The 22,739-nt window shown below is 62.3% G+C and carries 19 protein-coding genes; 12 read left to right on the top strand and 7 right to left on the bottom strand.

From position 1 onward, the window contains the following. Nucleotides 1-96: 96 nt before the first annotated feature. The gene (locus ACLH0J_RS13480; protein ID WP_411392820.1) at nucleotides 97-1,059 is read right to left on the bottom strand and encodes an alpha/beta hydrolase; all 963 of its coding nucleotides are present in this window, start codon (nucleotides 1,057-1,059) and stop codon (nucleotides 97-99) included. A gap of 142 nt (nucleotides 1,060-1,201) precedes the next feature. Here ACLH0J_RS13480 and aroC point away from each other — a divergent pair, with 142 nt between their 5' ends. The 4 genes from aroC to ACLH0J_RS13500 all read left to right on the top strand — a co-directional run bounded on the left by aroC (nucleotide 1,202) and on the right by ACLH0J_RS13500 (nucleotide 4,466). Further along, the gene (aroC, locus tag ACLH0J_RS13485; RefSeq protein WP_010567440.1) at nucleotides 1,202-2,293 is read left to right on the top strand and encodes a chorismate synthase; all 1,092 of its coding nucleotides are present in this window, start codon (nucleotides 1,202-1,204) and stop codon (nucleotides 2,291-2,293) included. Between the two features lie 10 nt (nucleotides 2,294-2,303). Next, nucleotides 2,304-3,464: an MFS transporter gene (locus tag ACLH0J_RS13490; protein WP_411392352.1), complete on the top strand. Its 1,161-nt coding sequence runs from the start codon at nucleotides 2,304-2,306 to the stop codon at nucleotides 3,462-3,464. After that, nucleotides 3,461-3,991 (top strand): 1,2-dihydroxy-3-keto-5-methylthiopentene dioxygenase, encoded by a 531-nt coding sequence (locus tag ACLH0J_RS13495; protein WP_411392353.1) that lies wholly within the window; start codon nucleotides 3,461-3,463, stop codon nucleotides 3,989-3,991. The genes ACLH0J_RS13490 and ACLH0J_RS13495 overlap by 4 nt, the downstream gene beginning before the upstream one ends. A 211-nt stretch (nucleotides 3,992-4,202) precedes the next feature. Beyond that, nucleotides 4,203-4,466: a response regulator transcription factor gene (locus tag ACLH0J_RS13500; RefSeq protein ID WP_411392354.1), complete on the top strand. Its 264-nt coding sequence runs from the start codon at nucleotides 4,203-4,205 to the stop codon at nucleotides 4,464-4,466. A 58-nt stretch (nucleotides 4,467-4,524) separates the two neighbouring features. Here ACLH0J_RS13500 and ACLH0J_RS13505 read toward each other — a convergent pair whose 3' ends face one another. Next, complete coding sequence (locus ACLH0J_RS13505) at nucleotides 4,525-4,803, bottom strand: DUF3509 domain-containing protein (RefSeq protein WP_411392355.1); 279 nt, start codon at nucleotides 4,801-4,803, stop codon at nucleotides 4,525-4,527. Between the two features lie 384 nt (nucleotides 4,804-5,187). Here ACLH0J_RS13505 and ACLH0J_RS13510 point away from each other — a divergent pair, with 384 nt between their 5' ends. The 5 genes from ACLH0J_RS13510 (at nucleotide 5,188) to ACLH0J_RS13530 (ending at nucleotide 10,888) form a co-directional block, all read left to right on the top strand. After that, complete coding sequence (locus ACLH0J_RS13510; RefSeq protein ID WP_411392356.1) at nucleotides 5,188-7,014, top strand: long-chain-acyl-CoA synthetase; 1,827 nt, start codon at nucleotides 5,188-5,190, stop codon at nucleotides 7,012-7,014. A 97-nt stretch (nucleotides 7,015-7,111) separates the two neighbouring features. Continuing rightward, nucleotides 7,112-7,627 (top strand): ankyrin repeat domain-containing protein, encoded by a 516-nt coding sequence (locus tag ACLH0J_RS13515; RefSeq protein WP_411392357.1) that lies wholly within the window; start codon nucleotides 7,112-7,114, stop codon nucleotides 7,625-7,627. Nucleotides 7,628-7,668: 41 nt separating this feature from the next. Continuing rightward, nucleotides 7,669-8,199 (top strand): hypothetical protein, encoded by a 531-nt coding sequence (locus ACLH0J_RS13520; RefSeq protein ID WP_411392358.1) that lies wholly within the window; start codon nucleotides 7,669-7,671, stop codon nucleotides 8,197-8,199. Between the two features lie 67 nt (nucleotides 8,200-8,266). Next, nucleotides 8,267-8,458, top strand: coding sequence for a PLDc N-terminal domain-containing protein (locus tag ACLH0J_RS13525; protein WP_010567448.1), 192 nt, complete (start codon nucleotides 8,267-8,269; stop codon nucleotides 8,456-8,458). 342 nt (nucleotides 8,459-8,800) lie between these two features. Next, complete coding sequence (locus ACLH0J_RS13530; RefSeq protein WP_411392359.1) at nucleotides 8,801-10,888, top strand: LTA synthase family protein; 2,088 nt, start codon at nucleotides 8,801-8,803, stop codon at nucleotides 10,886-10,888. 59 nt (nucleotides 10,889-10,947) lie between these two features. On the opposite strand, the gene ACLH0J_RS13535 is transcribed toward ACLH0J_RS13530, so the two are convergent. Then, nucleotides 10,948-11,100, bottom strand: coding sequence for a DUF3309 family protein (locus ACLH0J_RS13535; RefSeq protein ID WP_411392360.1), 153 nt, complete (start codon nucleotides 11,098-11,100; stop codon nucleotides 10,948-10,950). 330 nt (nucleotides 11,101-11,430) lie between these two features. On the opposite strand from ACLH0J_RS13535, the gene ACLH0J_RS13540 reads away from it, so the two are divergent. Together ACLH0J_RS13540 and ACLH0J_RS13545 are read left to right on the top strand one after the other, a co-directional pair. Continuing rightward, on the top strand, nucleotides 11,431-12,246 hold the full coding sequence (locus ACLH0J_RS13540) for an SDR family oxidoreductase (RefSeq protein ID WP_411392361.1): 816 nt from the start codon (nucleotides 11,431-11,433) through the stop codon (nucleotides 12,244-12,246). Nucleotides 12,247-12,372: 126 nt separating this feature from the next. After that, a complete protein-coding gene (locus tag ACLH0J_RS13545) occupies nucleotides 12,373-12,576 on the top strand; it encodes a carbon storage regulator (protein WP_411392362.1) in 204 nt (67 codons plus the stop codon). A 10-nt stretch (nucleotides 12,577-12,586) separates the two neighbouring features. Here the strand turns inward: ACLH0J_RS13545 and ACLH0J_RS13550 are convergent, their stop codons facing one another. The 4 genes from ACLH0J_RS13550 to ACLH0J_RS13565 are packed head-to-tail and all read right to left on the bottom strand — an operon-like array spanning nucleotide 12,587 to nucleotide 17,620. Further along, the gene (locus tag ACLH0J_RS13550; protein WP_003192759.1) at nucleotides 12,587-12,814 is read right to left on the bottom strand and encodes a YheU family protein; all 228 of its coding nucleotides are present in this window, start codon (nucleotides 12,812-12,814) and stop codon (nucleotides 12,587-12,589) included. 59 nt (nucleotides 12,815-12,873) lie between these two features. Next, nucleotides 12,874-14,058 (bottom strand): osmoprotectant NAGGN system M42 family peptidase, encoded by a 1,185-nt coding sequence (locus tag ACLH0J_RS13555; RefSeq protein WP_411392363.1) that lies wholly within the window; start codon nucleotides 14,056-14,058, stop codon nucleotides 12,874-12,876. Between the two features lie 37 nt (nucleotides 14,059-14,095). Beyond that, nucleotides 14,096-15,844: an N-acetylglutaminylglutamine synthetase gene (gene ngg, locus ACLH0J_RS13560; protein WP_411392364.1), complete on the bottom strand. Its 1,749-nt coding sequence runs from the start codon at nucleotides 15,842-15,844 to the stop codon at nucleotides 14,096-14,098. Nucleotides 15,845-15,847: 3 nt separating this feature from the next. After that, nucleotides 15,848-17,620 (bottom strand): N-acetylglutaminylglutamine amidotransferase, encoded by a 1,773-nt coding sequence (locus ACLH0J_RS13565; RefSeq protein ID WP_411392365.1) that lies wholly within the window; start codon nucleotides 17,618-17,620, stop codon nucleotides 15,848-15,850. A gap of 286 nt (nucleotides 17,621-17,906) precedes the next feature. Between ACLH0J_RS13565 and ACLH0J_RS13570 the strand changes: the two genes are divergently transcribed. After that, the gene (locus tag ACLH0J_RS13570) at nucleotides 17,907-22,736 is read left to right on the top strand and encodes an NEL-type E3 ubiquitin ligase domain-containing protein (RefSeq protein ID WP_411392366.1); all 4,830 of its coding nucleotides are present in this window, start codon (nucleotides 17,907-17,909) and stop codon (nucleotides 22,734-22,736) included. Nucleotides 22,737-22,739: the final 3 nt, after the last annotated feature.

Consider the following 22,739-nt stretch of genomic DNA (forward strand, 5'->3'; position numbering starts at 1 on the left):
GTGCGATCCTGTCCAAGCCCAGCCAGTCGACAGTCTTTTTTGCTGTCGACTCTGGCTTATCGGCCGCTTTCTACAGGACTGGAGGCAAATTGTCGCTTAACGGGGTTGAAGTCCGTCGATAAAGTCCACCACGCGGCTGCCCAGCTCGGCGGCGAGGGGCAATTGCGGGTCATTGTAGGAGGCCAATTGTTGCTTCACGTCCTTGGGCACGATGCGCATGACGTGGTTCATGCCTTCGATCACCGCCAATTGTGCGTCGGGCTTGGCGTTTTTCAGTTGTCGGGCATCGCCGACGCCGACCTGGATATCGTGGGTGCCCTGGATGATCAGCGCCGGCATGTTCAGCTTGGCGAACGCTGCCGACGGATCGGCCCGGAACAGGCTGATCAGATACGGCTGCACGCTGGGTCGGAAAATGCCCTGCAGCGGGCCCGGCACATCGGCATCCACCTGGCCGGCCTTGAGGTGATCGAGGATTTCATTGCTGCGCAGCAACAGGGCAGGGGGCAGATGATCGGCCAGTTGCTGGCGGATCACCTGGTCGACCGGGCGCGCGCTGCCGGATAAGGAGATCACACCTGCCGGTTCCAGTTGCGGCGCCGCGAGGGCGGCCACCAGCGCGCCTTCGCTGTGACCGAGCACAATCAACGGGCCCATGCGTTTGTCGGCCTTGAGCTGTTTGCCCCAGGCCACCGCATCGGCCACATAGGCGTCGAGGGTCAGGTTGCGCTCGTCGGGCGTGGCGGCCAGGCTGGCGGCGACGCCACGTTTGTCGTAGCGCACGCTGGCGATGTTGTGCCGCGCCAATACCCAGGCCAGGCGCTTGAGGCTGTCGTTGCGGGCGCCGTCGGCACTGTTGCCGTTGCGGTCGGTGGGGCCGGAGCCGGCAATGATCAGCACCACCGGCACCGGTTTGTCGGACTGCGGCAGCAATAGCGAGCCAAATAGCTGGCCGGTGCCGGTGTCCAGGCTGATCGGGCGTTGCAGCACTACGGGGGCGGCGGCCTGGGCCACGGCGGTAAACAGGGTGAGCGTGAACAGTAAAACTCGCAGCATTATCGTGCCATCATCCGGGAGGTGCCGGTTGGACCAATGTCTACCGGGAAGGTTTCGAGGATGAACTAGTCGGTTGGCCCGCGTATACTGGCGCGCTTGGTTATCACCCTTGAGTGATTACAACTGATTTCACGGAGCGCCCTGCATGTCCGGCAATACCTTCGGCAAGCTGTTCACTGTCACCACCGCGGGCGAAAGCCATGGCCCGGCGTTGGTCGCCATTGTCGACGGCTGCCCGCCCGGCCTCGAGCTGTCCTTGGAAGACCTGCAGCGTGACCTCGACCGCCGCAAGCCCGGCACCAGCCGCCACACCACCCAGCGCCAGGAGCCCGACGAAGTCGAGATTCTCTCCGGCGTGTTCGAAGGCCGCACCACCGGTTGCGCCATCGGCCTGCTGATCCGCAACACCGACCAGAAGTCCAAGGACTATTCGGCGATCAAGGACCTGTTCCGCCCGGCCCACGCCGACTACACCTACCACCACAAATACGGCGAGCGCGACTACCGTGGCGGTGGCCGCAGTTCGGCCCGCGAAACCGCCATGCGCGTGGCAGCCGGGGCGATCGCCAAGAAATACCTGGCGACCCAGGGCATCGTCATTCGTGGCTACATGAGCCAGTTGGGTCCGATCGAAATCCCGTTCAAGACCTGGGACAGCGTGCAGGACAACGCGTTTTTCTGCCCGGATCCCGACAAAGTGCCGGAACTGGAGGCCTACATGGACCAGTTGCGCCGCGACCAGGATTCCGTCGGCGCCAAGATCACCGTGGTTGCCGAAGGCGTCAAGCCGGGCCTGGGCGAGCCGATCTTCGACCGCCTGGACGCCGAACTGGCCCATGCGCTGATGAGTATCAACGCGGTCAAAGGCGTGGAAATCGGCGCCGGCTTCGCCTGCGTATCCCAGCGCGGCACCGAGCATCGCGATGAACTGACCCCGCAAGGCTTCCTCAGCAACAACGCGGGCGGCATCCTTGGCGGTATTTCCTCCGGCCAACCCATCGTCGCGCACCTGGCGCTGAAGGCCACGTCGAGCATCACCACGCCGGGCCGTTCGATCGACGTGCACGGTAACCCGGTGGACGTGATCACCAAGGGGCGCCACGACCCGTGCGTCGGCATCCGCGCCACGCCGATCGCCGAAGCGATGATGGCCATCGTGTTGATGGACCACCTGCTGCGCAACCGCGGGCAAAACGCCGATGTGCACGTGAGTACCCCGGTGCTGGGCCAGCTGTGACGGTCTGACCGTGACAGCACTCCCGTACTGGCGCCTCTCCAGCTTCTACCTGTTCTATTTCGCCCTGCTGGGGGCGACGGCGCCGTTCCTGGCGCTGTACTTCGATCATTTGGGCTTCTCCAGCGCGCGCATCGGCGAACTGGTGGCGATCCCCATGCTGATGCGCTGCGTGGCCCCCAACCTGTGGGGCTGGCTGGGCGACTACACCGGGCGGCGCCTGGCCATCGTGCGTTTGGGCGCGGTGTGCACCCTGGCGAGTTTTTCGCTGATCTTCGTCAGCCACACCTATGCCTGGCTGGCCCTGGTGATGGCGTTGCACGCGTTCTTCTGGCACGCGGTGCTGCCGCAGTTTGAAGTGATCACCCTGGCCCACCTGCGGCAACAGACCTCGCGTTACAGCCAGATCCGCCTGTGGGGCTCCATCGGGTTCATCCTTACGGTGGTGATCATGGGCCGCCTGTTCGACGGGCTGAGCCTGGATATTTACCCGGTGGCGGTCGTGGTGATCATGGTTGGGATCATCGGCGCCAGCCTGTGGGTGCCGAATGCGCAGCCCGCCAGCCACGGCAATCGCCTGGCCGGTGACGGTTTCCTCAAGCAATTGCGCAGCCCCGGTGTCCTGGCGTTTTATGCTTGCGTGGCGCTGATGCAAATGAGCCATGGCCCGTATTACACCTTCCTGACCCTGCACCTGGAACACCTGGGTTACAGCCGTGGTGTGATCGGTCTGCTGTGGGCCTTGGGGGTGGTGGCGGAAGTGCTGATGTTCCTGGGCATGAGCCGTATCCTCACACGCTTTTCGGTGCGCCGGGTACTGCTGGCCAGCTTCCTGTTGGCGGCAGTGCGCTGGTTGCTGCTGGGCTCGTTCGCCGAATTCTTTTGGGTGTTGTTGCTGGCGCAACTGATGCACGCCGCCACCTTCGGCAGCTTTCATGCGGCCGCCATCGCCTTTGTGCAGCGCAGTTTCGGCGACAGACAACAAGGCCAGGGCCAGGCGCTGTATGCCGCGTTGGCGGGTACCGGTGGCGCTTTTGGCGCCCTGTATGCCGGTTACACCTGGAACCTGCTGGGCCCCACCCTGACCTTCAGTATCGCCAGCGTCGCGGCCCTGGCGGCCGCCGTTATCATCGGTTTTCGATTGCAAGAGCAGAACAGAGGAATCCTCCAATGAGTTACGTTGCCATCTACCCTGTCGCTTCACCGGATACCCCGAACAAGGTCCTGACCCATTTCGATGACATCGCCGCGACCCTCGCCGAGCACGGTGTGCGGTTCGAGCGTTGGCAGTCCAGTCCCCTCGAAAAGGGCGCCAGCGACGTGCAACTGATCGCGGCGTACCAGGCGCAGATCGACGCCCTTGGCTACGGCGGCGTGGAGGTGCTCAGTGTCACGGGCGACCAGCCGCAGAAAGCCGAGCTGCGCGCGCAGTTCCTCGATGAGCATCGCTACGGCACAGACAACGCGCACTTTTTCATCGCAGGCCAGGGCTTGTTCTGTCTGCATGTGGATGACTACGTGTATACCGTGCGCTGTGAAAAAAATGACCTGCTGGTGATCCCGGCCGGCATGCCGCACTGGTTTGATATGGGCGAGAACCCGCACATTGTGGCGTTGCGGCTTTTCAGTGCGACGGCAGGCCGGCTGCCTGAATCGACGGGTGACGCCATCGCCCGGCAGTTCCCTGGGTTGGACGATTAATCGCGAAAGATTAGAAACTTCAACCCCCACGCGTTGGAAGTTGTTGTGGGAATAAGCTCAAGCTTTTGTAGGGCGCGGCTGTTTATTCCGCGCCCTGCGCCTGAGCGCCACGGGTTATGTAACTCTCCCCGGCATCAATGTTTATATCACCTGTCAATAGGAGGAATCCGAATGGTGATAAGGCATCCGCCAATAAAAGGGAGAAAATCACATGACCGGTCCCAAGGAGTCGTCACCGCATTCCGTGCCCAACGCCGTCAGGCGGCGACTGAGCTTGTGCGGCAAGCCTTTGACCCCCACGGAGCTGGAAATCCTGCGCTGGGCTTCGGAAGGCAAGACGGTCTGGGAGATCAGCCAGATTCGGGCCACGTCCGAAGCCACGGTGAAATTCCACCTGCGCAATATCTACGGCAAGTTGCAGGTCAACAACCGTGTCCAGGCCATGAATGAAGCCGCGCGCCAGGGCCTTTGCTGAATCCATGAAAAAGGGCCGCGACGCAGAATGCGTCGCGGCCCTTTGACTTACCGGGTATTCAGGCCGAATGGTAGGTCGGCAGGGCAAAGCGATTCTGGCTTTGCAGCATGGAAATCTGCGGCAGCTCGCTGGCTTGTTCGGCCAGGTCACGGCGAATGGCGCTGATCACCCAGGTCAGTTGATCGGCCGTGTGCAACTGCTGGTACGAAATCGAACGCTTGACCTGTTTGCCTTCGCGGTTACGCAAGGTCAACAGGATGCCACCGTCTGGACGGGGTTGAGTGGTGACGTCGTAGGTGGAGAATACTGAAGCGAATTTATCTTGGATCAGGCTCATGTCTATCAGCTCCGTTGGCTCAAGTTGGCAAGCATGGAGTGATAGGTGCAGTGATTGTGCCAGCTACTTGTTTTTGATAATTTCGTTATAAATCAGTAGGTTATAAAAAACTCAAATTTCCGGTTTCGTGCATTTTGCATGAATGGCCATCATGCATCCTGCATTTTGCGCTGCTCCAGGGGGTGTAAGTGCCGCGCGGCGCTTCATGAAGACTGCTCCCGCGTGGCTAAATTCCGTTTTTCTTCGGGATACAAAACTTTTCAAATCCCGCGTGTACAGCAGAAGAGGGGCTGACGTACTTTCCTGCAAGGCATTGGGCACTCCGCCTACAGGAATACCTCGAGTTCCGGATCTTGCGAATAATAAGAAAAAGGACGTTCCTCCATGACTCACCCGCAAAACGACATGATCACGTGGCGCATGATGCTGCGTAAGGTGCCTTCGATTGTTCGCGCCCTGCCACGGGTAGTGCGCGGCATGCGCGCCGCCAACGTCACCGATCCCGCCCAACCCTGCGGCCTGGGCTGGCACTTCGAGCAGGCCACCTTGCGTAATCCGGACGGCGCGGCGTTGTTGTTCGGTGATTGCGTGCTCAGTTACCGCCAGGCCAACGAACGTGCCAACCGCATTGCCCATCACCTGCAGGCCCAGGGCATCGCCAAGGGCGATGTGGTGGCGCTGTTTATCGAAAACCGTCCCGAATTGCTCTTGAGCGTACTGGCCGTGGCCAAGCTGGGCGGCATTTGCGCGATGCTCAATACCGCGCAAACCCACGGTGCGTTGGTGCATAGCCTGAACCTGGTGAGCCCGGTGGCGATCGTGGTCGGCGCGGAGTTGGTGAGTGCCTATGACGCGGTACGCGATCAGGTGTCGATCGAGGCGCAGCGCAGCTGGTTTGTCGCCGATCAGCACAGCGGCGCGGTGCCCGAGGGGTATATCGACCTGATCGCCGCCAGTGCTGCGTGCTCGACGGACAATCCCGCCAGCACCGCGCAGATTTTCTTCAACGACCCCTGCTTCTATATCTACACCTCCGGCACCACCGGCTTGCCCAAGGCCGGCATCATGAAACATGGGCGCTGGACCAAAACCGCAGTGAGTTTCGGCAGCATTGCCCTGGACATGGGCCCGGACGACGTCCTGTATTGCACCTTGCCGCTCTATCACGCCACCGGCCTGTGCGTGTGCTGGGGTTCGGCGATCGTGGGGGCGTCGGGGTTCGCCATCCGCCGCAAGTTCAGCGCCAGCCAGTTCTGGGACGACGTGCGCACATTCAACGCGACCACCCTCGGTTACGTGGGCGAGTTGTGCCGTTACCTGCTCGACCAGCCGCCCAGCGCGAGCGACCACGATAACCGCGTGACCAAGATGGTCGGCAATGGTTTGCGCCCCGGCGTATGGGCGCAGTTCAAGGCCCGCTATGGCGTGGAGCATGTCTGCGAGTTGTACGCCGCCAGCGACGGCAATATCGGCTTCACCAACGTCTTGAATTTCGACAACACCATCGGCTTTTGCCTGCAGCACTGGGCGCTGGTGGACTACGACCACGACAACGGCGAGCCGATCCGCGGCCGCGATGGCTTTATGCGCAAGGTGCAAACGGGCGGGCAGGGTCTATTGCTGGCCAGGATCGATGATAAAGCGCCCTTCGACGGCTACACCGACCCGGAAAAGAACCGCAAGGTGATCCTCACCGACGTGTTCGAAAAGGGCGACCGCTACTTCAACACCGGCGATTTGTTGCGCAGCATTGGCTTCGGCCATGCGCAATTCGTCGATCGCCTGGGGGACACCTATCGCTGGAAGGGTGAAAACGTCTCCACCACCGAGGTCGAGAACGTCCTGCTGCAACATCCGCAGATCGCCGAAGTGGTGGCCTATGGCGTCGAAATCGACAACACCAATGGCCGTGCGGGCATGGTCGCCATCACCCCGAGCGAATCCCTGGCCGCGCTCGACATGCGCGAGCTGCTGCAATTCGCCCACGGCCAGTTGCCGCATTACGCGGTGCCGCTGTTCCTGCGGATCAAGGTGCAGATGGAAACCACCGGAACCTTCAAATACCAGAAAGTGAAGCTCAAGCAGGAAGCCTTCGATCCGGACAAGGCCGGCAACGACCCGGTCTACGCCTGGCTGCCGGGCTCGGACTGCTACGTGCCGGTGACCGGGCAACTATTGGCGCAGATCCAGGGCGGGCAGTTCCGCTATTGATTCTGCCTATGGGCGCTTTTGACAAAAAAGCCATGACAGTGGGGAACTCCATCGCGACACTGGGCGCCATATTAAGCACCAGAAAGGAGTCCCCCATATGTCAGATCACGCCAAACAAATGACCGAAGACGAAGCCGCCGAATTTGCCGAACAAGTCTTCGATGTGGCCCGCAAAGGTAATGCCGCCATGCTCGCTGCGCTGCTGGCCAAGGGCTTGCCGGCCAACCTGCGCAACCACAATGGCGACACGTTGCTGATGCTGTCGGCCTACCACGGTCATGCCGACGCGGTAAAAGTGCTGCTCGAATTCAAGGCCGACCCGCTGATCGCCAATGACAAGAACCAATTGCCGATCGCCGGCGCGGCGTTCAAGGGCAACCTGCCCGTGGTCAAGGCGCTGATCGAAGGCGGTACACCTTTAGACGCGGCGTCCTCCGATGGCCGTACCGCGCTGATGATGGCGGCGATGTTCAATCGCGTGGACATGGTTGACTACCTGCTCGGCCAGGGCGCCAACCCCAAGGCCACCGATGCCCAGGGCGCAACGGCACTGGCGGCGGCGCAGACCATGGGCGCGAAGGACACGGCGGCGCAGTTGGAAAAACTGGTGTAGGCTACGCGCCCTCAAAAGCCCGCCCGTTACAGGATCGCCCCATGAAAACCGCCCTCGTCGAACTCATCAGTAAAATCAGCGCCGGCGTCATGGGCGCGGACGAAGTGGCGCGCATCGCCGAAGAAGCCGCCCAGGCCTACGCCGACCCCGTGGCTTTTCTTGCCGCCAACCCGGATATCAACTACGACGACACCTTCCCGATCCCACTGGGCGAGTGGGTGGTGGTCGGCAGCCTGCCGGACACGGTGCTGTTCCAGGCCGACACCTACGCCGACCTGTTTGCGCAGATCGTCGCGTCGTTCGGCCCGGGCGTGGCGTTCAACCTCAAGCCCAAGCAACTGGCCAAGACCGAAGCCCTCACCGCGCTCAATCGCATCCAGATCCAGATGAGCGCCCTGAGCCCGGAAGACGGCGGCTATGTGCTGCTCAACTTCAGCCAACCGCTGGATGACGAGATCCAGGCCGTGCTGGTGTACGGCAATGACCTGCCGCGAGTGCTGGCGTTGTGCGCCGAAGTGGGCATCAAGGCCGAGCCGTCCCTGGAAGCGCTGAAGGTTGCCGTCCACGTCTGAAATAAAACGGAACCCCTGCCAGGGCTGACTATCCTACAAGGGCATGCCCTCACTTAGGAGCGACACCATGGGTTCCACTTTCAACGGTCTGGTCGGGCTGATCATCCTGGCGCTGGATATCTGGGCGATCATCAACGTGTTCAAAAGCGGCGCGAGCACCGGAGCCAAGGTGCTTTGGATCCTGTTGATCCTGTTACTGCCGGTGTTGGGCCTGATCATCTGGGCGATTGCCGGGCCGCGGGGTAACGTGCGGTTCTGATCGTTTCCCTCGATCGGCAGCAGGCACAGTCAATGTGGGAGGGGGGTTGCTCCCACATTTGATTTCTGCGTCGGGGAGATTTGTGTATCGAAATATTCGCTGTACGAAATTTTCACATCCCATCCAAGACAATTTGCCCGCTTTATTTCTCTGCCAAGGCTCTATCTCAATGGCCGTAAAAGGCGGGGCAGCGGCGCAGCTTCAGTAATTAATAGCCTTGCCGGCCCTGATCGGGCACCATTTGCGCCACTGCGCTAACCGCCCACCCCCAGCCAGCCTGGGCGGGGCCTATCGCCACTGCATTATTTCGTAACTTAAACTTCCAATGGGTCCTGAAACGACATGGCAAACCCGGACGCCCTGAGTCAGCAGCGAGCTTCTAATCGCCTGCTGCAACCGACCGTCAAATCCCACCTGGCGTACACGCTGCTCTGCGCACTGGTCATGATGGTGATGTTCTCCCTGCTGCGCCTGGCGCTGCTGGTGTACAACCGCGAGATGATCCTCGACACCCCGGCCTCGACCTTCCTCGAAGCGTTCGCCAACGGCCTGCGCCTGGACCTGCGTCTGGTGGTGTACCTGATCGTTCCATTGCTGCTGGCCCTGTTCAGCGTGCGGGCCATGGCGGCACGTGGGTTCTTCCGTTTCTGGCTGACCGTGGCGTCCAGCATTGCCCTGTTCCTGGGCCTGATGGAAATGGACTTCTACCGTGAGTTCCACCAGCGCCTCAACGGCCTGGTGTTCCAGTATGTGAAAGAAGACCCGAAAACCGTGATGAGCATGCTCTGGTACGGTTTCCCGGTGGTGCGCTACCTGCTGGGCTGGGCCGTGGGCACACTGATCCTGAGCATGGCGTTCAAAGGCGCCGACCGCGCCACCCGTCCGCGCGGTCCGTTCAGCGGTGGCAGCATCGGCACCCGTCAGGTCGCGCCGTGGTACAGCCGCATCGCGGTGTTTGTGGTCTGCCTGCTGGTCGCCGTCACGGCCGCCCGTGGCACCCTGCGCCAGGGCCCGCCGCTGCGCTGGGGCGACGTGTACACCACCGAATCGAACTTCGCCAACCAGTTGGGCCTCAACGGCACCTTGTCGCTGATCGCCGCCGCCAAGTCGCGCTTCTCCGAAGACCGTTCCAATGTCTGGAAGGCGACCCTGGATCAATCGCTGGCCACCCAGACCGTGCGTGACATGCTGGTGCTGCCGCAAGAGAAGCTGGTGGACACCGACATCGCCGCCGTGCGCCGTGACTACACGCCACCGGCCGAGAAGACCCTGCCGATCAAGAACGTGGTCGTGATCCTGATGGAAAGCTTCGCCGGTCACTCGGTCGGCGCCCTGGGCCGCCCCGGCAACATCACGCCGTCCTTCGACAAACTGTCCAAGGAAGGCCTGCTGTTCGACCGCTTCTTCTCCAACGGCACCCACACCCACCAGGGTATGTTCGCCACCATGGCCTGCTTCCCGAACCTGCCAGGTTTTGAATACCTGATGCAGACCCCGGAAGGCAGCCACAAGCTGTCGGGCTTGCCGCAATTGCTCAGCGCGCGCAAGTTTGACGACGTGTATGTCTACAACGGCGACTTCGCCTGGGACAACCAGTCGGGCTTCTTCAGCAACCAGGGCATGACCAACTTCATCGGTCGCAACGATTTCGTCGACCCGGTGTTCTCCGATCCGACCTGGGGCGTGTCCGACCAGGACATGTTCAACCGTGGCCTGGAAGAACTCAAAGCCCGTGAAGGCGGCAAGCCGTTCTACGCCCTGCTGCAAACCCTGTCCAACCACACGCCGTACGCGTTGCCGACGCCATTGCCGGTGGAGAAAGTCACTGACCGTGGCAGCCTCAACGAGCATTTGACCGCCATGCGTTACTCCGACTGGGCCCTGGGCCAGTTCTTTGAAAAGGCGCGCAAAGAGCCGTACTTCAAGGAAACCCTGTTCGTGATCGTCGGCGACCACGGCTTCGGCAACGAGCAGCAGATCACCGAGATGGACCTGGGCCGCTTCAACGTGCCGATGCTGATGATCGCGCCGGGCATACAAGAGAAGTTCGGCGTGCGTGACCACACCGTGGGCACCCAGATCGACATCGTGCCGACCATCATGGGCCGCCTGGGCGGCGACACCCTGCACCAGTGCTGGGGCCGTGACCTGCTGAACCTGCCGGAAGGCGACAAGGGCTTTGGCGTGATCAAGCCGTCCGGCAGCGATCAGACCGTGGCCTTGGTCACCGCCGACCGCATTCTGGTTCTGCCCAAGGAAATGCCACCCAAGTTGTGGCAATACGAACTGGGCGCCGAGCCGAGTGGCAAAGTGATTGCCGAATCGCCGGACGAAGCCGCGCTGAAGCAGAAACTTGAGTCGTTCCTGCAAACCGCGACCAAGAGCCTGCTGGATAACACCGCAGGCGTGGTCAACGGCAAACCGGATTAAATAATCCGCGCATAAAAAAAGAGGCCTTCAAGGCCTCTTTTTTTAAGCATTTAAAACGCTTATATCTTGCCGAGCAGCAACAGGATCAACAGCACGACCAGTACGACACCCAGAATGCCCGACGGACCATAACCCCAGCTACGGGAGTGCGGGAACACGGGTAAACCACCGACCAGCAGCAGAATCAGGATGATGATGAGAATGAGGCTCATAGTTTTATTTCCTTATAGGCCTTCAGCGAGGACCGGTTGTTTAACGATAGGCCCACATACTTAAATACGGACGCCTTAACAACTCCGACTGTGGGCCATCCGAGAAAATTCCCTGTTTTCTTAAAGCATTTCATAAAGTCGCTTATTTCTTTTAATACCTTGGCAAAGTGGCACTTTGCGTTGAAAAAGATTGAACTTAGGCGTGCACCGCGTATCCGACCCGGCCCGCAGTTTGCCCAGGGCATTCATCAATCTGATGGTGCGTGGGTGTAGGAAAAACCTTCGCTACACTGCCGATCACTTCTTCTGTGAACCACAAGGCAGCTTCCTATGCAAAATCGCATGATGATCACTGGCGCCGGGTCCGGCCTGGGTCGTGAAATCGCTCTGCGCTGGGCCCGTGAGGGTTGGCAACTGGCCCTGTCGGACGTCAGCGAGCCGGGGCTGCAGGAGACCCTGAAACGGGTTCGGGAAGCCGGCGGCGATGGCTTTGTCCAGCGTTGCGACGTGCGCGACTACAGCCAGCTCACCGCGTTTGCCCAGGCCTGCGAGGAGAAACTTGGGGGGATCGATGTGATCGTCAACAATGCCGGCGTGGCCTCGGGTGGGTTCTTCGCCGAGCTGTCGCTGGAGGATTGGGACTGGCAGATCGCAATCAACCTGATGGGCGTGGTCAAAGGGTGTAAGGCGTTCCTGCCGCTGCTGGAAAAGAGCAAGGGCCGCATCATCAATATCGCTTCCATGGCGGCGCTGATGCAGGGGCCGGCCATGAGCAACTACAACGTGGCCAAGGCCGGTGTGGTGGCGTTGTCGGAAAGCCTGCTGGTGGAACTCAAACAGCAGGAAGTCGCGGTACACGTGGTATGCCCGTCGTTTTTCCAGACCAACCTGCTGGATTCCTTCCGGGGGCCGACGCCGGCCATGAAGGCCCAGGTGGGCAAGTTGCTGGAGAGTTCGCCGATTTCGGCGGCGGATATCGCCGATTACATCTACCAGCGGGTCGCCGAGGGCGAGTTCATGATCCTGCCCCACGAGCAGGGGCGCATGGCCTGGGCCTTGAAGCAGAAGAACCCGCAGTTGCTGTATGACGAGATGACCAGCATGGCCGACAAGATGCGCGCCAAGGCACAGGCGGTTAAGGGCTGATCAAGCGGCGTCTGTCAGGCGAATTACCTTGATGTGTAGGTCTCGCCTGATTTCGTCGCAAGCCATTGATGCACCCGTGCGCCAAGCGCATGGTCGAGGTCCTGTCACTTCACAAGGACACCCGCCATGCTGGTCTTAAGCCGCGCCATAGGCGAAGTCATCTCCATCGGCGATGACATCGCCGTGCACGTCCTGGCTATCCACGGTACCCAGGTCAAACTCGGCGTTGACGCGCCAGCCGGGGCGCAGGTCCACCGCGCCGAGGCTAACCGCGTGCTGCTCGAGCGCCAGAACGCTGCCACCCATCCGGTGGTGGTGCCCAACCCCTGAACCACGCCGCTCAGTCGAACAGATGCTTGGGCACATCGTGCTTGAGCATCAACTGGCATTGCTCGCTTTCCGGGTCGAACACAATCAATGCCTGGCCTTTGGTCAGGGCCTGACGCACGCGCAGTACGCGGGTTTCCAGGGGCGTGTCGTCGCCGTTGTCGGTGCCGTCGCGGGTGACGAAGTCTTCGATGAGGCGGGTCAGGGTGTCGACTTCAAGTGCGTCGTAGGGAATCAGCATACAAGCCTCGCGTAGAGAATCCCGGCGATGCTACTGCGCCGGGACGTCAGTTGCCAGTGTCAGGACTTCTGGCCGACCAGGCTATCCACCGACGGCACGCGGGTGTCGCTCTCCATTTGCGTTTCGTGCTCGATCTGATGACTGAACCGGTCCAGTGAACCCTGGGCCGGCTGCGCGTCGCTGGCGAAAACCGGCGGGCTGAGGATATACGCGCTCAACAGGCGGCTCAGCGCGGCCAGGCTGTCGATATGGGTGCGCTCATAACCGTGGGTCGCGTCGCAACCAAAGGCCAGCAGCGCGGTGCGGATGTCGTGGCCGGCGGTCACGGCGGAATGGGCGTCGCTGAAGTAATAGCGGAACAGGTCGCGGCGCACGGGCAGCGCGTTGTCCGAGGCCAGGCGCAGCAGGTGGCGCGACAGGTGATAGTCATACGGCCCGCCGGAATCCTGCATCGCTACGCTCACCGCATGCTCGCTGGAATGCTGGCCGGGGGCGACCGGGGCGATGTCGATGCCGACAAATTCACTCACGTCCCAGGGCAGGGCGGCGGCGGCGCCACTGCCGGTTTCTTCGGTGATGGTGAACAGCGGGTGGCAGTCGATCAGCAAGGGTTCGCCGCTGTCGACGATGGCCTTGAGCGCCGCGAGCAGTGCGGCGACACCGGCCTTGTCGTCCAGATGGCGGGCGCTGATATGCCCGCTCTCGGTGAACTCCGGCAACGGGTCGAACGCCACGTAGTCACCGATGCCGATGCCCAGGGAATCGCAATCGGCGCGGGTGGCGCAGTAGGCGTCCAGGCGCAGTTCCACATGGTCCCAGCTCACCGGCATTTCATCCACGGCGGTGTTGAACGCATGCCCGGAGGCCATCAACGGCAACACGCTGCCACGGATCACGCCGTTGTCGGTAAACAGGCTGACGCGGCTGCCTTCGGCGAAGCGGCTCGACCAGCAGCCCACCGGGGCGAGGGTCAGGCGGCCGTTGTCCTTGATCGCCCGCACGGCGGCGCCGATGGTGTCCAGGTGCGCGGACACCGCACGGTCGGGGCTGTTTTTCTGGCCCTTGAGGGTGGCGCGAATGGTGCCGCGCCGGGTCATTTCAAACGGGATGCGCAACTCTTCCAGGCGCTCGGCGACGTAGCGCACGATGGTGTCGGTAAACCCGGTGGGGCTGGGAATGGCGAGCATTTCCAACAGGACTTTTTGCAGGTAGTCGAGATCCGGTTCTGGGAGGGTTCGGGTCATGGAAATTCCTGATGGGGGGAGAGGGTCTTCTACACGGTCATTGAGCGGTCGGCTGGCTATGGGGAAACAGTAAATCCACGAACTTCTCCGCCGTCGGCTGGGGTTCATGGTTGGCCAGGCCGGCCCGTTCATTGGCTTCGATAAACACGTACTCGGGTTGATCGGCCGCCGGCACCATCAGGTCCAGGCCGACCATGGGGATGTCGAGGGCGCGGGCGGCGCGGACGGCGGCGTCGACCAGTGTGGGGTGGAGGACGGCGGTGACGTCTTCCAGGCAGCCGCCGGTGTGCAGGTTGGCGGTGCGGCGCACCGCCAGGGTCTGGCCACGGGGCAGGATGCTGCTGTAGTCGTAGCCGGCGGCGTGCAGGGTGCGTTCGGTTTCGGTATCCAGCGGGATTTTGCTTTCGCCGTCGGTGGCGGCCTGGCGGCGTCGGCTCTGGGCTTCGATCAGTGCACCGATGGAATGCTGGCCGTCGCCGGTCACCTCGGCCGGGCGGCGGATCGCGGCGGCGACCACCTCGAAGCCGATCACCAGGATGCGCAGGTCCAGGCCTTCGTGGAAGCTTTCGAGCAACACGCGGGAGTCGAACTGCCGCGCGGCCTCGATGGCCTGCTGCACCTCTTCGATGCGCTGCAAGTCCACCGCGACGCCCTGGCCTTGTTCGCCATCCAGTGGCTTGACCACGATGCGCCGGTGTTCGTCGAGAAACTCCAGGTTGTCGTCGGCGCTGCCGGCCAGTTGTTGCGCGGGCAATTTCAAACCGGCGGCGTGCAACACCTTGTGGGTCAGGCTTTTGTCCTGGCACAGGGTCATGCTGATCGCGCTGGTCAGGTCGCTCAGCGACTCGCGGCAGCGTACCCGGCGGCCACCGTGGCTGAGGGTGAACAGGCCGGCATCGGCGTCATCCACCTGCACATCGATGCCGCGCCGATGCGCCTCTTCGACGATGATCCGCGCATAGGGATTGAACCCCGCCTGCGGGCCCGGGCCGAGGAACAGCGGCTGGTTGATGCCGTTCTTGCGCTTGATCGCAAAGGTGGTCAGCGCGCGGAAACCGAGCTTGGCATAGAGGTTCTTGGCCTGGCGGTTATCGTGCAGCACCGACAGGTCGAGGTAGCTCAGGCCACGGCTCATAAAGTGCTCCACCAAGTGGCGCACCAGCACTTCACCGACGCCGGGCCGCGTGCACTGCGGGTCGACCGCCAGGCACCACAGGCTGCAACCGTGCTCTGGGTCGTGAAAGGCTTTCTGATGGTTCAGGCCCATCACGCTGCCGATCACCGCACCGCTGTCCTCGTCCTCGGCCAGCCAATACACCGGGCCGCCGGCGTGGCGCGGCGTCAGGCGCTCGGCGTCGACGGGCAGCATGCCGCGCCCTTGGTAGAGCTGGTTGACCGCTTGCCAATCGGCCTCGGTCTGTACGCGGCGGATACGGAAGCCGCGAAACACCCGGGTCGACGGACGATACTCAGAGAACCACAGGCGCAAGGTGTCGGACGGGTCGAGGAACAACTGCTGTGGATCGATGCCGAGGATCTGCTGGGGCGCGGCCACGTACAGCGCGATGTCGCGCTCGCCGGGCTGTTCGTTGAGCAGTTCCAGGGCCAGGCTGGCGGGGGCGGGAAAGGTATGGCCGATCAACAACCGGCCCCAGCCGCAATGCACGGCGATCGGCTCGGCGGCCAGCGGGCTGCCGTCTTCGGCCAGGCGTGCTTGCAGGCGCTCATACGTGGGCGCCTGGCCCTTGAGCAATCGTTGGCTGTAAGCCGCTGCATGGGGTTTCATCGGTCAGATTCCTTGCTCGCTGAGCCACAGGTTCAGCGCCGCCAGTTGCCACAGTTTGGAGCCGCGCAGCGGCGTCAGTTGGCCTTGCGGGTCGGTCAGCAGACGGTCGAGCATGGCCGGGTTGAACAGACCGCGATCCTGGCTAGGGTCCAGCAGCAACTCGCGCACCCAGTTCAGCGTGTCACCCTGCAAATGCTTGAGGCCGGGCACCGGGAAGTAGCCTTTCTTGCGGTCGATGACTTCACTCGGGATGACCCGACGCGCCGCCTCTTTGAGGACCTGCTTGCCGCCGTCGGGCAGTTTGAATTGGCCCGGTACGCGGGCCGACAGTTCCACCAGGCGGTAGTCCAGAAACGGCGTGCGCGCTTCCAGGCCCCAGGCCATGGTCATGTTGTCGACGCGCTTGACCGGGTCGTCCACCAGCATCACCGTGCTGTCCAGGCGCAGGGCCTTGTCAACGGCGGCGTCCGCGCCGGGCATGGCGAAGTGCTCACGCACGAAGTCGCCGGCGGCGTCATGGGCGGTCAGCCATTGGGGCGCGACGGTGGCGGCGTAGTCGTCGTAGCTGCGGTCGAAAAACGCCTCGCGGTACGCGGAGTATGGATCGCTGGCGCCGTCGACTTGCGGGTACCAGTGGTAACCGGCGAACAGTTCGTCCGCACCCTGGCCGCTTTGCACCACCTTGCAATGCTTGGCCACTTCCCGCGACAGCAAATAGAACGCGATGCAGTCGTGGCTGACCATCGGCTCGCTCATGGCGCGAAACGCCGCCGGCAGTTGCTCGATGATCTCGCTTTCAGCGATGCGCAATTGATGGTGGCGCGTGCTGTAGTGCCGGGCGATCAAGTCCGAATACTGGAACTCGTCGCCGCGTTCGCCGCCGGCGTCTTCAAAGCCGATGGAGAAGGTCGACAGGTCCTGCACGCCGACGTCACGCAACAGGCCGACGAGCAGACTCGAATCGACACCGCCGGACAGCAGCACGCCGACATCCACGGCGGCGCGTTGACGAATCGCCACGGCGTCGCGGGTGCTGTCGAGCACGCGGTCGGTCCAGTCTTGCAGGCTGAGGTTTTTTTCATCGTCGTGGGGGCCGTAGGGCAGGGTCCACCAGGTTTTCTGCTCGGTGTTGCCCTCGGCATCGATGCGCATCCAGGTCGCCGGCGGCAGCTTTTCGATGCCCGCCAGCAGGGTGCGCGGCGCTGGTACCACGGCGTGGAAGTTCAGGTAGTGATTGAGCGCCACCGGGTCGAGGATCGGGTTGATATCGCCGCCCTTGAGCAGCGCCGGCAAGGTCGAGGCAAAGCGCAGGCGCTGCCCGGTGCGCGACAGGTACAGCGGCTTTACGCCGAGACGGTCACGGGCGATGAACAGGCGCTGGGCATCGCGCTCCCAGATGGCGAAGGCGAACATGCCGTTGAGCTTGGGCAGCAAGGCTTCGCCCCAGGCGTGATAACCCTTGAGCAGCACTTCGGTGTCGCCGCCGGAATAGAAGGCATAGCCCAGGGCTTCAAGCTCCTGGCGCAATTGCGGGAAGTTATAGATCGCGCCGTTGAAAGCCAGGGACAGCCCCAGTTGGGCGTCGACCATCGGCTGGGCGGAGCCATCCGACAGGTCCATGATTTTCAGGCGTCGATGGCCCAGGGCAATCGGCCCTTGGGCCTGGAAGCCCCACGCGTCAGGGCCGCGTGGCGCCAGGTGATGGGTGATGCGCTCCACCGCTGCCAGGTCGGCAGGTTGGTGATCGAAACGTAACTCGCCAGCTAATCCGCACATAAATTCCTTACCGGTTTTTCCGTTGGGGAGAGAAAAAAGTACCGCGCTGAAACGGCGGGTACCCAGAAACTGACCGGGGTGCGGGCGGGGAGTTTTAGAACGATCTGTTATAAGGCAAAAAGCCTCTTCGCTGGTTTTGCCGTTGATGACAGCCCCGGACGCGGGCGAACACGGGGCACGACAGGTCAGCGTCGGGCGTGTGCAAAGCCGCTTTTTATACCGCTTTGTGCGGACAGGTTGGGCTTATCGTCCGCAGTCATTATTCGATGCAATAAGGACCTTGCCGATGACACACGATCTCACCCTGGCCGACGCCACCCAGCCTCTGACCGAAGATCAACTGCTGGCGGCGCTGCTGGATATCACCGGCGACCTGGATAAAGCCCAGGTGCTGCACGAAGCCCTTCCGGTGTGGATGCTCAAGGCCAAGCCCGAGATGTTGAGCGTCATTGAAGAGGGCTATCGCGACAGCCAGCGGCCGCGCGAGCGAACGTCTCGACTGTTGACGCAACTCAAGTCCCTCGACACGTTTTGCCGCGAGCGGCTCAAGGCGTTCCTGGCTGACAAAGGCTTCGGTTATCTGGACGTCGATTACGACATGCTGGAAATCCCACAACGCACCTTCAGCGGTGTGAGCCCGGACCTGGGCGGATTGATCATCGAGAGCGTGCATCTTGAGAAACACAGCCTGTTGCAGGCGGCGATGCAGAACTTCCCCTCGGCCCGCGCCGAGCCCGACGGGCTGCCGCAAGACGCATTGATCCGCTTTGGCTCCAAGCGCAAGGTGCTGGCCAGCCTCAAGGCGCATGAGTTCATCGGTTACTGTCGCGAGCTGGATGTGGGTGAGGCCTACCAGGCGTACCTGCGTGAGTTTTTCAACTTGCCCCATCCCGATGAAGCCCCAACGGAGCTTGGGCGCGGCTATAACCCGATGATCACCGATATCGGTGGGTCCCGAAACAGTGACCTGAAAGTCGATCTGCATATCGCCCGTGCCAAGGGCACTATTTGCGAATCGACCTATCGGGTGTTGCTCGCCGCCGCCAGCGCCGGCAAGCCTGCCGGTGAACTCAAGCATCTGCTGTTCGACGGTCGTCCCCTGGTCTGGCATGGGCTGAACATTCGCGGTGCCTGTGTGTGGAATGCGTTGGTGTTCTGCGCTGATTCGTCCACCGATTTCGTCCACGGCCCGTTGGTGGTGTATATGCCCAACGAACCGGTGCGCCCACTGTTCGAATACCCGACGCTGGAAGATTTCCAAACCTACCTGGCGCTGAAACTTCAGGTAGGCAGCTATCGCACCGCATTCGCGGGTTACTTGGACGAGTCTGAACGTTTCAGCTTTTTCGAGCGATTCGACCAGGACAAGCGCCTGGATCGGGTGGAGTCATTGCCGGTGACGAGCAGCCTGACCGCGTTCTTTTTCAACGCCTGCGTCGGCAAGCTGCAGTTGGACGCCGGCATGCTGGCCGTGCCGGTTGCGCAAGTCGACGAAGAGGCGCGCCAGCAGCGTTTGCAGCATTACCTGGATGCCGGTTTGACCGTGTTGAATGTGGCCGGGCTGGTGGTGCCGGTGCTGGGGCAATTGATGATGGGGGTGGCGGTCGGGCAGTTGCTGGGAGAGGTGTTCGAGGGGGTTGAAGACTGGAAGCATCACGAGAACGCCCAGGCCCTGGAGCATTTGATCGGCGTGGCGGAAAACATCGGCTCCATGGTGCTGTTCGCGGCCGGGGCCAAAGTGGCGGGGACGGTCAAGCGCGCCTTGACCACGGCGCCCGAATTTTTCGACGGCATGGAGGCCGTCAAGCTCGCGGATAACCGGCCGCGTCTCTGGCGTCGCAACAAGCTGTCCTACCGCCAGCCGTTGGCGTTGAAGGACGTGGTGGCCAACCCTAAAGGTGTGCATCAAGCCTATGGTCAGTCTTATGTCGGGGTCGATGGCGGCTTTTACGCGATTGACTACGACGACGCGCTCGGAGAATGGCGGGCCCGTCATCCCCAGCGTGAACACGCTTACCAGCCCCCGATGCAGCATAACGAGCGCGGCGGCTGGCAGTTCATGTTCGAGCGTGCCGAACACTGGGACGACCCGGATTACATCCTGCAGCGACTGGACCCCACCCTCAGCGCGCTGCCGACCGGCCACCTGCGGGACATCGCCGCCATCACCGACACGCAACTGACGCAACTGCAGCAGTTGGCCAGGGAAAGCCGGCCGTTGTCGGAGCGCTTTCGCGATTGTGCGATGCGTTTCAAACAAAATCAGAAGGTCCGCGATCTGCGCTGGCAGATGGAGCATGACGCGCCGCTGGATACCGGCACGGCGTGGGCGCAGATGCTCGCGTTGCCGTTCATGGAAGGCTGGCCCCAGGGGCGTTTTTTCGAGGTGCTGGACAATGACGGCAACCTGGTTGGCCGCCATCCCGACACGGCGCCATTCGACTACGAAGACCTGAGCATCCATATCACCGAGCAACAACTGAAACGCGGCGAGGTGATGTCGACGGCATTGGCGGCGCTCGACGCGGAGGAAAAGGCCCACCTGTTGGGCGCGACGGTCGAGGCTGACGTCGAGCCGGCGCTGCTGAAACAGCGTTTGATGGCGTCGCTCAAGCACAGCCATCGACAGGTCTACGAAGCGCTTTACCAGGCTGACGAAATGATCGATCAGAGCGATCACGGCGTGCTCAAGAGCCATTACCCTGCGTTGCCCCGGCGGGTGGCGTGGGAAATCATGGACCAGGCCTCGGCGACCACTCGCGGGCAATTGCGTAAAACCGGGCGAGTGCCGTTGCGGATCGCCCAGCAGGTACGCCAGGCCCTGGATACGCTGGTCGAGGATCAGGCGCTGCTGGGCGTGTACTTGCCGGAACTGGCCAATGACGCGACGCTGCGGGTGGTCCTCGGGCTGGTCCAAAGCCTTGAAGGATGGCCGACGGCCCTGAGGCTGCAACTGCGCGACCGGACCCCGGCCGGACGCCTGTTGGGCCAGGCCGGCAGTGCCACTGCGACGGCATGGCGCACGCTGATCAAGGTGGGCGAAGACTACCAGGCGCTCAATGAGCGGGGCGCGCCGATGGCGTCCATGAGCAGTGGACGAGAGGGGCTGTACCAGGCGCTGCTCGACGCCTTGCCTGCCCGTGATCGGGACGGCATGGACGTGGGCGGGGCGAGTCAGTTGCGCTATCGGCTCACCGTCCAGGCGCAGAAATCGCGTAAACGGATTTCCCGCCTGGTCTGGCCGGAGCGGGCGGAGCGCCTGGAACTGCCGGCATCGTGCATTCAATCCAGGTTCGCCGAGCCTGCACGGTTTTCCGCGAGCCTGGTGCGCAAGGTCAGCAAGCTCTACCCCTTGTTCAGCGCTGAACGCATCGCGACATTCCTGTACGCACTGGGTACCGATCACCTGTCGCGCGCTAAGGCGGTCAAAGCTCTTGAACAGCAGTTCGAGCACCTGCGGCGCACCTTGAAGGTCTGGGCCCGGGAGAAGGTCGAAGTGCCCGACTCGGTGTATACCCCTGCGGACTATAGGCTCAGTCGCCTGCAAGCCATGCAGGCGATCGAGCGCAGTTGGCAGTACACCTCCCTGCTGCCCAATGAGTTGGGACAACCGGTGCCCGGCCTGATGCTCGATGGCATGGCCCTGGGCGTGCTGCCCACGTTACCGCCCGGGGTCAATTTCGATCATGTGCAGCGGGTGTCGTTGAATCGCATGGGGCTCAACGACGATGTGGCGTATTTCCTCAAGCACTTCACCCAGGCGCGCACCCTGGAACTCAGCGGCAACCAGATCACACGGCTACCGGAGGTGCTGTCGCAGATGCCGCACCTTGCGCGGCTCTATCTGGACAGCAACCGTTTGCAACTGACCGAATACACCCAGGCAAAACTGGCCAACCTGCGCAGCCTGACCCTGCTGAACCTGAATCAGAACCCGCTGATCGATCCGCCGCTGGTCAGCCACCTGTTCGAGTTGCGCACCCTGGCCTTGCGAAATTGCCGGCTGCGCGAGGTTCCCGCCGGCTTGCTGCGCGTGCCTTATCTGGAGCAGGTCGACCTGCGTGATAACGACATCGCGACGCTGCCTGACTGGGTGTTCAAGGCGCCACGGGGGCTGGCGGAAGTCATCAACCTGCGGCACAACCCCCTGGGGCTCCACAGTCGTCAGTCGTTGCGCGAGTATCGGGACAATTTCGGCGTGGGCATGGGCTTCCTCGAGGACGACATCGCTCGCCTGAACGAGCAGAAAGCCCGCGAGTTGTGGCTGGTGGAGCGCAGCGCCGAATACCCGCGCCAGAACACGACCTGGTTGGGCCTGAGGGATGAACCGGGGTCCGACGGCCTGTTCAAGCTGCTGGCAGAGCTGGGGGGCACGGCGGATTCGGTGAATGTGCGCGAAGACATGGAACGTCGGGTCTGGCGTGTGCTGGAGGCTGCACGCGATGACCTGAACCTGCGCGAGGAAATCTTCGAGCGCGCCGCGACGCCATTGAATTGCGACGATGCCGCGGCCGTCAGCTTCAGCAACCTGGAAGTGCTGGTCGAAATCCACGCGGCGGCGCAACGGGTGGAGGGCGGACTGGTGACCGCCAAGTCACTGTTGAAGCTGGGGCGTGGCCTGTTTCGTCTGGATCGACTGGAGCGTATGGCGCTTGACCACAGCACGCGGCATCCCGCCTCGGATTCGCTGGAAGTGAGCCTGGCGTACCGCACGGGGCTGGTCGACCGTTTTTATTTGCCGGGGCAACCCCGGCATATGCGCTTTTCGCGTTTGGCCGGGGTTACGCAACAGGCGTTGAGGTCTGCTGAAAGCCAGGTCAAGGCCGCCGAGCTGTCACCTGAGCTTGTGACGTTCCTGATGGATCTGCCGTTTTGGACGCGGTATTTGAAGCGCTCTTTCGGGGACACGTTCGACACGCTGAAAGAGCCGTTCGAACAACGCATGCAAGCGGTATTCGAGCAGGGCCAGACCCTGGATGACGTGGATTACCGTGATCAGATGAACGAAATCCTCCGTGAGCAACAACAGGCGGAAAAAGCCGAACTTGAGCGCCTGACGCAGCAGGCACTGCAATCGGAAACCGTGCCTGCTGCGTGCCTGTTGCCGGTGCTGTAAGGG

It is taken from the genome of Pseudomonas sp. MPB23, from assembly GCF_046605395.1.
GTDB lineage: Bacteria > Pseudomonadota > Gammaproteobacteria > Pseudomonadales > Pseudomonadaceae > Aquipseudomonas.

Excerpts from the sequence above, each read along its gene's own strand:
- ACLH0J_RS13570 (WP_411392366.1), top strand. The coding sequence starts at position 17,907 with ATGACACACGATCTCACCCTGGCCGACGCCACCCAGCCTCTGACCGAA.
- ACLH0J_RS13495 (WP_411392353.1), top strand. The coding sequence starts at position 3,461 with ATGAGTTACGTTGCCATCTACCCTGTCGCTTCACCGGATACCCCGAAC.
- ACLH0J_RS13520 (WP_411392358.1), top strand. The coding sequence starts at position 7,669 with ATGAAAACCGCCCTCGTCGAACTCATCAGTAAAATCAGCGCCGGCGTC.
- ACLH0J_RS13545 (WP_411392362.1), top strand. The coding sequence starts at position 12,373 with ATGCTGGTCTTAAGCCGCGCCATAGGCGAAGTCATCTCCATCGGCGAT.
- aroC (WP_010567440.1), top strand. The coding sequence starts at position 1,202 with ATGTCCGGCAATACCTTCGGCAAGCTGTTCACTGTCACCACCGCGGGC.
- ACLH0J_RS13565 (WP_411392365.1), bottom strand. The coding sequence starts at position 17,620 with ATGTGCGGATTAGCTGGCGAGTTACGTTTCGATCACCAACCTGCCGAC.
- ACLH0J_RS13505 (WP_411392355.1), bottom strand. The coding sequence starts at position 4,803 with ATGAGCCTGATCCAAGATAAATTCGCTTCAGTATTCTCCACCTACGAC.
- ngg (WP_411392364.1), bottom strand. The coding sequence starts at position 15,844 with ATGAAACCCCATGCAGCGGCTTACAGCCAACGATTGCTCAAGGGCCAG.
- ACLH0J_RS13515 (WP_411392357.1), top strand. The coding sequence starts at position 7,112 with ATGTCAGATCACGCCAAACAAATGACCGAAGACGAAGCCGCCGAATTT.
- ACLH0J_RS13530 (WP_411392359.1), top strand. The coding sequence starts at position 8,801 with ATGGCAAACCCGGACGCCCTGAGTCAGCAGCGAGCTTCTAATCGCCTG.
- ACLH0J_RS13510 (WP_411392356.1), top strand. The coding sequence starts at position 5,188 with ATGACTCACCCGCAAAACGACATGATCACGTGGCGCATGATGCTGCGT.
- ACLH0J_RS13535 (WP_411392360.1), bottom strand. The coding sequence starts at position 11,100 with ATGAGCCTCATTCTCATCATCATCCTGATTCTGCTGCTGGTCGGTGGT.
- ACLH0J_RS13500 (WP_411392354.1), top strand. The coding sequence starts at position 4,203 with ATGACCGGTCCCAAGGAGTCGTCACCGCATTCCGTGCCCAACGCCGTC.
- ACLH0J_RS13525 (WP_010567448.1), top strand. The coding sequence starts at position 8,267 with ATGGGTTCCACTTTCAACGGTCTGGTCGGGCTGATCATCCTGGCGCTG.
- ACLH0J_RS13555 (WP_411392363.1), bottom strand. The coding sequence starts at position 14,058 with ATGACCCGAACCCTCCCAGAACCGGATCTCGACTACCTGCAAAAAGTC.
- ACLH0J_RS13540 (WP_411392361.1), top strand. The coding sequence starts at position 11,431 with ATGCAAAATCGCATGATGATCACTGGCGCCGGGTCCGGCCTGGGTCGT.
- ACLH0J_RS13550 (WP_003192759.1), bottom strand. The coding sequence starts at position 12,814 with ATGCTGATTCCCTACGACGCACTTGAAGTCGACACCCTGACCCGCCTC.